The sequence below is a fragment of the Atribacterota bacterium genome, from assembly GCA_028703475.1.
In the GTDB taxonomy this organism is placed as follows: domain Bacteria; phylum Atribacterota; class Phoenicimicrobiia; order Phoenicimicrobiales; family Stramentimicrobiaceae; genus JAQVMU01.
This window is the reverse complement of record JAQVMU010000078.1, coordinates 1-7,507: the sequence shown is the minus strand read 5'-3', so window position 1 is coordinate 7,507 and position 7,507 is coordinate 1. Positions and strand designations below refer to the sequence as shown.

Here is a 7,507-nt window from a genome sequence, read left to right as displayed (position 1 = left end):
AATACAAGAAATATAAAATTAAGGTATTTAACACCAGGAATGCTAATTGGAGTAAACATATGTTAAAAGATAAAGCATATAAATTAATTGATAAATTTAAAGGTAATAATTATTCCCATGGTTTAAATGTTTTAAAGAATATTGGTAAACTTGCTTCTGAGTATGGTAATAATGTGTTGTTAGTAGCAAATCAAACTCATCAGAAAAAAGAAACTGGAAAGATACTTGAATATCTAAGAGAAAGCAATATTCAATTAGCAGGCAATCGTATTGTGCCTGGTTCCAGTCCGAATACTCCCAGAGAAGACGTATATCGAGTAGAAAGTTATTTACTGCATTATCACCCTGACTGTATTATTGCCTTTGGTGGTGGCAGCAATATTGACTGTGTTAAAGCGGCAAATGTATTAGCGACTCTTGGTTTACACAGCCCTGAAATTGATGATTATTTTGGAACAGGTTTGGTTAGTAGTGCTTTAAAAGATTCCAAGAAAAAATTATGGCCATTTATTGCGATACAAACTTCATCCAGTTCAGCTGCACATTTGACCAAGTATGCTAATGTTACCGATCCGATAGCAGGACAGAAAAAATTAATTGTTGATGAGGCAATCATACCACAGAGACCGGTATTTGATTATTCGGTCAGTACAAGTATGCCTGAGTCTCTAACAATTGACGGGGCTTTGGATGGTATAGCCCATACTTTAGAGGTCTTTTATGGAGCAGGAGAAGATAAATTTGAGTTAACAAGCGAGATTACTGCAACTGCCCTGGAATTAATTATTCAGAACACCAAAAAAGCAATTAAAAACCCTGAAGATTTAGAAGCCAGGGAGGCTTTAGGCCTGGCTACAGATTTGGGTGGATATGCTATTATGGTTGGTGGCACTAATGGTGCTCATCTTACCAGTTTTTCTCTTGTTGATATTACCAGTCATGGTCGGGCATGTGGTATCATGAATCCTTATTATACTGTCTTTTTTGCACCTGCAATTGAAAAACAGCTAAAAGTAATTGGTGAAATATTACAAAGAAACAATCTTATTTCTAAGAATATTGAAAAACTCTCGGGAAGAGAGCTTGGAATTGCAGTTGCCAGAGGTCTGGTGGATTTTAATAAAAGCATAGGTGCTCCTTATAAGTTAACAGATATACCAGGATTTTCAAATAAACATATTGAAAGAGCATTGAATTCTGCAAAAAATCCGCAATTAGAGATGAAATTAAAAAATATGCCTGTTCCTCTTAATGCTGGATTGATTGATGAGTACATGGCTCCGGTTTTAGAAGCTGCCAGGAAGGGTGATTTTTCATTAATCAAGGATTTTAGATAATAAATTCCCATATCTTTAAAAATATATAGAATATAAAAAGAAAGGAAAATAAGGTAAAAAACTTTACAGGGTTGACTTTCTTAATTGTTTGTGTTAATTTGAAGAAAATCAAATACTGAATTGCCTCACTTTTTATCTGAAGTGGGGTAGAGGCGCGAAGAATCAACAGTACTGATAATAAGCTGAGCAGCAATGATTTATCAGGAAAGGGGTCTTCGCCGAAGTCTGAATACTGATGCTCTAAGTTTCAGGCTGGGGCTATGGTGAACAATCATAGTACTGTCATCAGAAACTACTCCCGGTTTCTGATGGTGCGCTATCTCATCGAGGAGAGATAAAAGGGGGGTAAAAAGAAAGCTTGTTATTATTTTAGAGCAATCGATGAGCCTGGCGCTTATTGATTGCTTTTTTTATTTTATAACCCCTTATGGTGATTATAAAAATAAATTCAAAAAAATAATTTAATAATTAAAACAATTTATATTTAACTAATTTAAGAAGGAGGTATATAGTATTTGATTTAAAAAGAAATTATATTTTTTAACATTTTTCAATAAGTTAATTAAAAAATAAGAAAGGAATTATTTAAAGTAATGTTTAGGATAAACAGGTTTAATAAGGGTTTTACAATAGTATTTATTGTAATTGTGGTTATGATGTTTTTATTTTTAACCGGTTATGCTGCTCAGGAGGAGGAAGAGGCTGTAAACTATGGTATCTGGTCATTAGTTCCACCTGTATTGGCTATCACTCTTTGTTTGGTTTTACGTGAGGCTTTAATATCTTTGTTTATTGCTGTTTGGGCCGGTGCTACAATTTTGAATAATGGAAATTTCTGGGAAGGTGTCAATACTACGGCTACAACTCTTGTATCATCAGTTGCCGATTCCTGGAATGCCAGTATTATTTTGTTTTTCTTCGTAGTAGGCGGATTAATGGGTATGATTTTCTTCTCAGGTGGCGGACAAGCTTTTTTAGAATCCTTAGCCAAGAAGGCTCATAATTCAAAGATGGCTCAAATATTTGCCTGGTTAGGTGGTATCGTTATCTTTATCGATGACTATGCAAATTCTGCTTTTATTGGAAACCTATTTCGACCCCTTTCCGACAAATATCATATTTCAAGAGAAAAGCTGGCTTATATTGTAGACTCCACTGCTGCACCAGTGTCTTCCATCTTTTTAATTTCAACATGGATTGGCTATCAGGTTGGATTAATCGGGGATTCTATTCCTGCTGGAGTAGAAGTTTCACCATATTATTTATGGCTAAGCAGTATTCCTTATAGTTTCTATTCTATACTGGCAATTATCATGGTAGGGGTTATCGCCTATACCGGTAGAGATTATGGACCAATGCTGAAAGCTGAAATACGTGCAAGAACAACCGGGGAATTGTGGGAAAAAGATTCCCGGCCATTATCCGGAACTACAGAATTAAAGGTTGCTGAAAAAGCTTCTCTAAAACCGGCAAATCTTTGGGTCCCTTTAGCATTATTAGTTATTCTTTCTTTCTATTTTATGTGGACTACCGGTGGCGGAAGTGAAGCTGAATCATTTTCCCAGGCTATTTCTGATGCAGATTCCATGTTTGCAATCTTATTAGCTACATTAATATCCTTCATTGTAGCGATGATTATGTATATTGTTCAAAAGATAGCCAGTGTTGCTGAAATTATGGATTCTTTTATGGGCGGAGCACGGATGATGGTTTACGCAACATTAGTTTTAATAACTGCATGGTCTATCGGAAGCATTTGTGATGAATTAGGAACTGCTCCTTTTATTGTTGGGGCCTTAGGTGATTCTTTATCACCGGTAATTTTACCGATATTGACTTTTATTATTTCAGCTTTGATTGCTATTTCTACAGGTACATCATGGGGTACCATGGCAATTGTTACACCAATTGTCATTCCGCTTGGAGTCAGTGTAGGGGCAGCTCTGCCAATTGTAATTTCCAGTGTTTTAACCGGTGCAGTAATGGGAGACCATTGTAGTCCGATTTCGGATACCACAGTTATGTCATCTACCTTTGCCGGTTCTGATCACATTGATCATGTCCGAACACAGATACCTTATGCTATTACTGTTGCCTTGATTGCTGCTTTTTGCTATATACTGGCTGGGATTGGAGTACCGGTTATTATTGATATAATTATTGGTATTGTATTAGTATATGTTTTAGTGTACATGTTATCTTCTATTTCAGCAAAACAATTGGGCATAACATTTCCATTAAAAGAGGTATTGGAAGAAGAAAAAGAATAATAAATTGATTGTTCACCTATAGCATCTGCCTTAATCTCAGGGGATTTCTGACCTTCTAAAGAATTAAGGCAGATGCGCTTTATTCTCATCAAATACTCATTCGATAGAATCCTGTATTGTACATCCTCAATTGCCAATTATCATTTTTAATTTTAGACATAGATTCAGGTTAAATAAAGAAAATTGATTTATAATCCCATAAATATTAAAATTATTATATATTTAAATATATAAGAGGTGATTGCTTTGGAAAAAAAGAACATAATTATTATGGGTGCTGCAGGAAGGGATTTCCACAATTTCAATGTTTTCTTTCGTAATAATGCACAGTACCAGGTAATGGCCTTTACTGCTACTCAGATTCCTGATATCGCAGGAAGAAAATACCCCTCAGAACTAAGCGGACAGCTATACCCGGATGGGATACCGATTTTCCCTGAAGATGATTTGCCAGATTTAATCAATAAATATAATGCAGATGAGGTGATACTGGCTTATAGTGATTTACCCCATCAGTATGTTATGGAAAGGGCTTCAATTGTACTAGCAGCAGGTGCTGATTTTAAGCTAATGGGTCCTAAAAACACTATGCTAAAGGCAAAAGTACCAGTAGTATCAGTCTGTGCAACTAGAACGGGAAGCGGAAAAAGCCAGACTACACGGAAGGTAGCTCAAATATTAAAGAATATGGGTAAAAAGGTTGCAGTAATCAGACACCCGATGCCCTACGGAGATTTAAGAAAACAGATCTGGCAGCGGTACGAGACTTATAATGATTTAAATTCATACCATTGCACTATTGAGGAAAGGGAAGAGTATGAACCTCATATTGATATGGGTAATTTAGTTTATGCAGGTGTGGATTATGGTGAGATTTTAAAGCAGGCAGAAAAAGAGGCTGATTTCATTGTATGGGATGGTGGAAATAATGATATTCCTTTTTATCGGCCTGATTTACACATTGTTGTCACTGATCCGCATCGGGTTGGGCATGAAAAAACTTATTATCCCGGAGCAGTGAACCTGAGAATGGCAGACATTGCAGTAATAAATAAGATAGACACTGCAAATTCAGAAAATATTTCACAACTAAGAAAAAATATTTTTGAATTATCTCCAAAAGCGATATTAGTGGAAGCTGCTTCACCTATAAAAGTTGATAATCCAGAGATAATCAGGGGCAAAAGAGTTCTTGTTATTGAAGATGGTCCGACTTTAACCCATGGTGAAATGCAGTTTGGTGCAGGTGTGGTAGCTGCTCAAAAATATGGTGCCAGGGAAATAATTGATCCCAGACCATTCGCTGTAGGCAGTATTAAAGATACTTATCAAAAATATCCGCTAATTGGTACATTGTTACCGGCAATGGGTTATGGAGAAAAGCAAATTAAAGAGTTAGAAACAACTATTAACAATAGTGATGCTGAAATAATCATCATTGGTACACCAATAGATTTGAGTAGAGTTATGAAGGTTAATAAAAAATATGTCAGGGTACAGTATGAATTACAGGAAATCGGAAAACCAGACTTAATGGAATTGTTGCAGAAACATTTTTGGGATAAGAATAAAAAAGAACAAAAGTTTTAATTTTTAGATAAGATTAAAAAATAATTATGATATTCGGGAGGTATAAAATGTCTGAAGAAAAATTTCTAATATCCACCCAATATCAACCGGTAAATATAAACAATGGTTATACAGATAAAACGCTTTATATAAATCTATCCAGCAAAGAATCTACAATTAAAGATATTCCGGTAAAAATTAAAAAAGTATTAATTGGTGGCCGTGGTTATGGCTTATGGTACCTCTGGCAGGCGGTGACACCAGAAACAAAATGGGATGACCCTGAAAATGAGTTAGTGTTTTGTACAGGTCCAATCTGTGGAATTACCCAATATTCAGGTTGTGGTAAAAGTCATGTCGTTAGTATTTCTCCTGAAACCGGCAGTGCTAATGATAACAATGCCGGTGGCTATTTTGCTCCATTCTTAAAATTTTCGGGATGGGATGTCTTAGAAATTCAAGGCAAGGCTGAACAGGATGTAATAATATTCATTGATGGAAATAAGGGAGAAATTAAAGTACAGACTTATCCTTATAAAGAAACAAATTCTTATATTTTAGCAGAAAAACTGACTGAATATTTTGCAGAAAATGAAGAAGATAAAACCAATATCAGTGTTGTTTCTGCCGGGCAGGGAGCAGAAAATTCACTTTTAGGTATTTTAAATTTCAGCTGGTATGACCGTGGTCGAAAAAAAGTACGCCAAAAGCAAGGAGCTCGCGGTGGCACAGGGACGGTATTAAGAGACAAGAGAGTAGCTGCTATAGTAGTAAAATACAGTGGAGTTAGTGGTAAGAGCAATAATCCGGCAAAACCTGATTTATTAAAAAAAGCTGGACAGCGACTAACTAAAGAAATACTGTCTTTAGATCATATTCAAAATGGAATGCGTGAAACCGGTACAGTCAATCTGTTAAATCATATGAATGAGCATGATTGTTTACCGGTTCATAATTTTCAGTATGGTTCACATGTGGAAGCTCCAAAAATAAGTAATGATGTCTGGAGAAAACGTTTTTCACAGAAACAACCTGGTGATTCCTGCTGGATAGGATGTAATTTACGTTGTTCCCATGCAGTTGATAAATTTAAGTTAAAAACAGGACCTTTAAAAGGTGAAGAGGTAACAGTAGATGGGCCTGAATACGAGACTGCTGCCGGTATTGGTGGAAATTGTGGTTGCTTTGACCCGGACACAGTTCTGGAAGCAAATTTTTATTGTGACCATTATGGCCTGGATACTATTGGAATCAGCACAACTATTGCCTTTTTGATGGAATGTTATGAAAATGGAATGCTTGATAAGGAAAAAACCGGTGGATTGGATTTAAGGTTTGGCAATGGTGGTGATTTATTAGAACTCATACATCTAATTGCACAGGGAAAAGGATTTGGCAAGATAGCAGGGCAGGGAGTACGCCGTTGTAAAAAGTACTTTGTTGATAATTTCAACGCTGATGTGGATTTTTTAAATGACATCGGAATGGAATGCAAGGGGATGGAATTTTCCGAATATGTAACCAAGGAATCTCTTGCCCAGCAGGGTGGATATGGCATTGCCAATAAAGGACCCCAGCACGATGAATCCTGGTTAATTTTTATGGATCAGGTGAATAAACAGATACCAACATTTGAGGATAAAGCGGAGGCATTGTTTTACTTTCCTTTATTTAGAACCTGGTTTTCATTAGTAGGACTATGTAAACTCCCCTGGAATGATATAGAGCCTGCTGATAATAAAAAGAAATATTCCGGAATTAATGCGGCAAAAATACCGGAACATGTGGAAAATTATTGCTGGATATTTGAAGGGGTAACCGGCAAGAAAATTACTGCCGAAGACCTTATTGCTCAATCCGAAGCAGTTCATAATTTCCAGAGGCTTTTCAATCTGAAAATGGGATTTGGAACCAGAAAATATGATGAAATTCCCTATCGTGCGGTTGGACCGGTAACTAAAAAAGAATATGAGTCAAGAGCTGAATTATATGATAAGCAATTAGAAGAAAAGGCAGGATTTTTCGTCAAAGGGAAAACAATTGAAGAAAAAATAAAAGTTTTGCGGGATTTCAGGGAAAAACAATATGAGTTATTATGCGATGCAGTGTATAAGAGAAAGGGATGGGATAAAAATGGGGTTCCTACTTTAGACAACATTAAGAGACTGAAGATAGATTTCCCTGAAGTAATAGATGTTTGGGAAAGCTATAAATCTAAATTAATGACTGATTAATAGTATTTTTATTGTGCAAGGTTCATTATTGTAAGCTTATAATAATAGTTTTAAGGCAGATAAAGAAGGCATTAATTATTTTTAATGCCTTCTTTTA

4 protein-coding genes and 1 riboswitch are annotated in these 7,507 nt (G+C 35.8%); all 4 genes read left to right on the top strand.

Annotation, left to right across the window (positions count from 1 at the left end):
* Positions 1–59 precede the first annotated feature (59 nt).
* The 4 genes from PHQ99_07395 to PHQ99_07380 all read left to right on the top strand — a co-directional run bounded on the left by PHQ99_07395 (position 60) and on the right by PHQ99_07380 (position 7,410).
* Complete coding sequence (locus PHQ99_07395) at positions 60–1,337, top strand: iron-containing alcohol dehydrogenase (protein ID MDD4289393.1); 1,278 nt, start codon at positions 60–62, stop codon at positions 1,335–1,337.
* A gap of 139 nt (positions 1,338–1,476) precedes the next feature.
* Positions 1,477–1,664, top strand: a riboswitch (Lysine riboswitch).
* 266 nt (positions 1,665–1,930) lie between these two features.
* Complete coding sequence (locus PHQ99_07390) at positions 1,931–3,607, top strand: Na+/H+ antiporter NhaC family protein (GenBank protein ID MDD4289392.1); 1,677 nt, start codon at positions 1,931–1,933, stop codon at positions 3,605–3,607.
* Positions 3,608–3,844: 237 nt separating this feature from the next.
* Complete coding sequence (locus tag PHQ99_07385; GenBank protein ID MDD4289391.1) at positions 3,845–5,197, top strand: cyclic 2,3-diphosphoglycerate synthase; 1,353 nt, start codon at positions 3,845–3,847, stop codon at positions 5,195–5,197.
* Between the two features lie 47 nt (positions 5,198–5,244).
* Positions 5,245–7,410, top strand: a complete 2,166-nt coding sequence (locus PHQ99_07380; GenBank protein MDD4289390.1) for an aldehyde ferredoxin oxidoreductase C-terminal domain-containing protein — start codon at positions 5,245–5,247, stop codon at positions 7,408–7,410.
* Positions 7,411–7,507: the final 97 nt, after the last annotated feature.

Coding starts and splice junctions, on each gene's coding strand:
- PHQ99_07395 (MDD4289393.1), top strand. CDS start 60: ATGTTAAAAGATAAAGCATATAAATTAATTGATAAATTTAAAGGTAAT.
- PHQ99_07390 (MDD4289392.1), top strand. CDS start 1,931: ATGTTTAGGATAAACAGGTTTAATAAGGGTTTTACAATAGTATTTATT.
- PHQ99_07380 (MDD4289390.1), top strand. CDS start 5,245: ATGTCTGAAGAAAAATTTCTAATATCCACCCAATATCAACCGGTAAAT.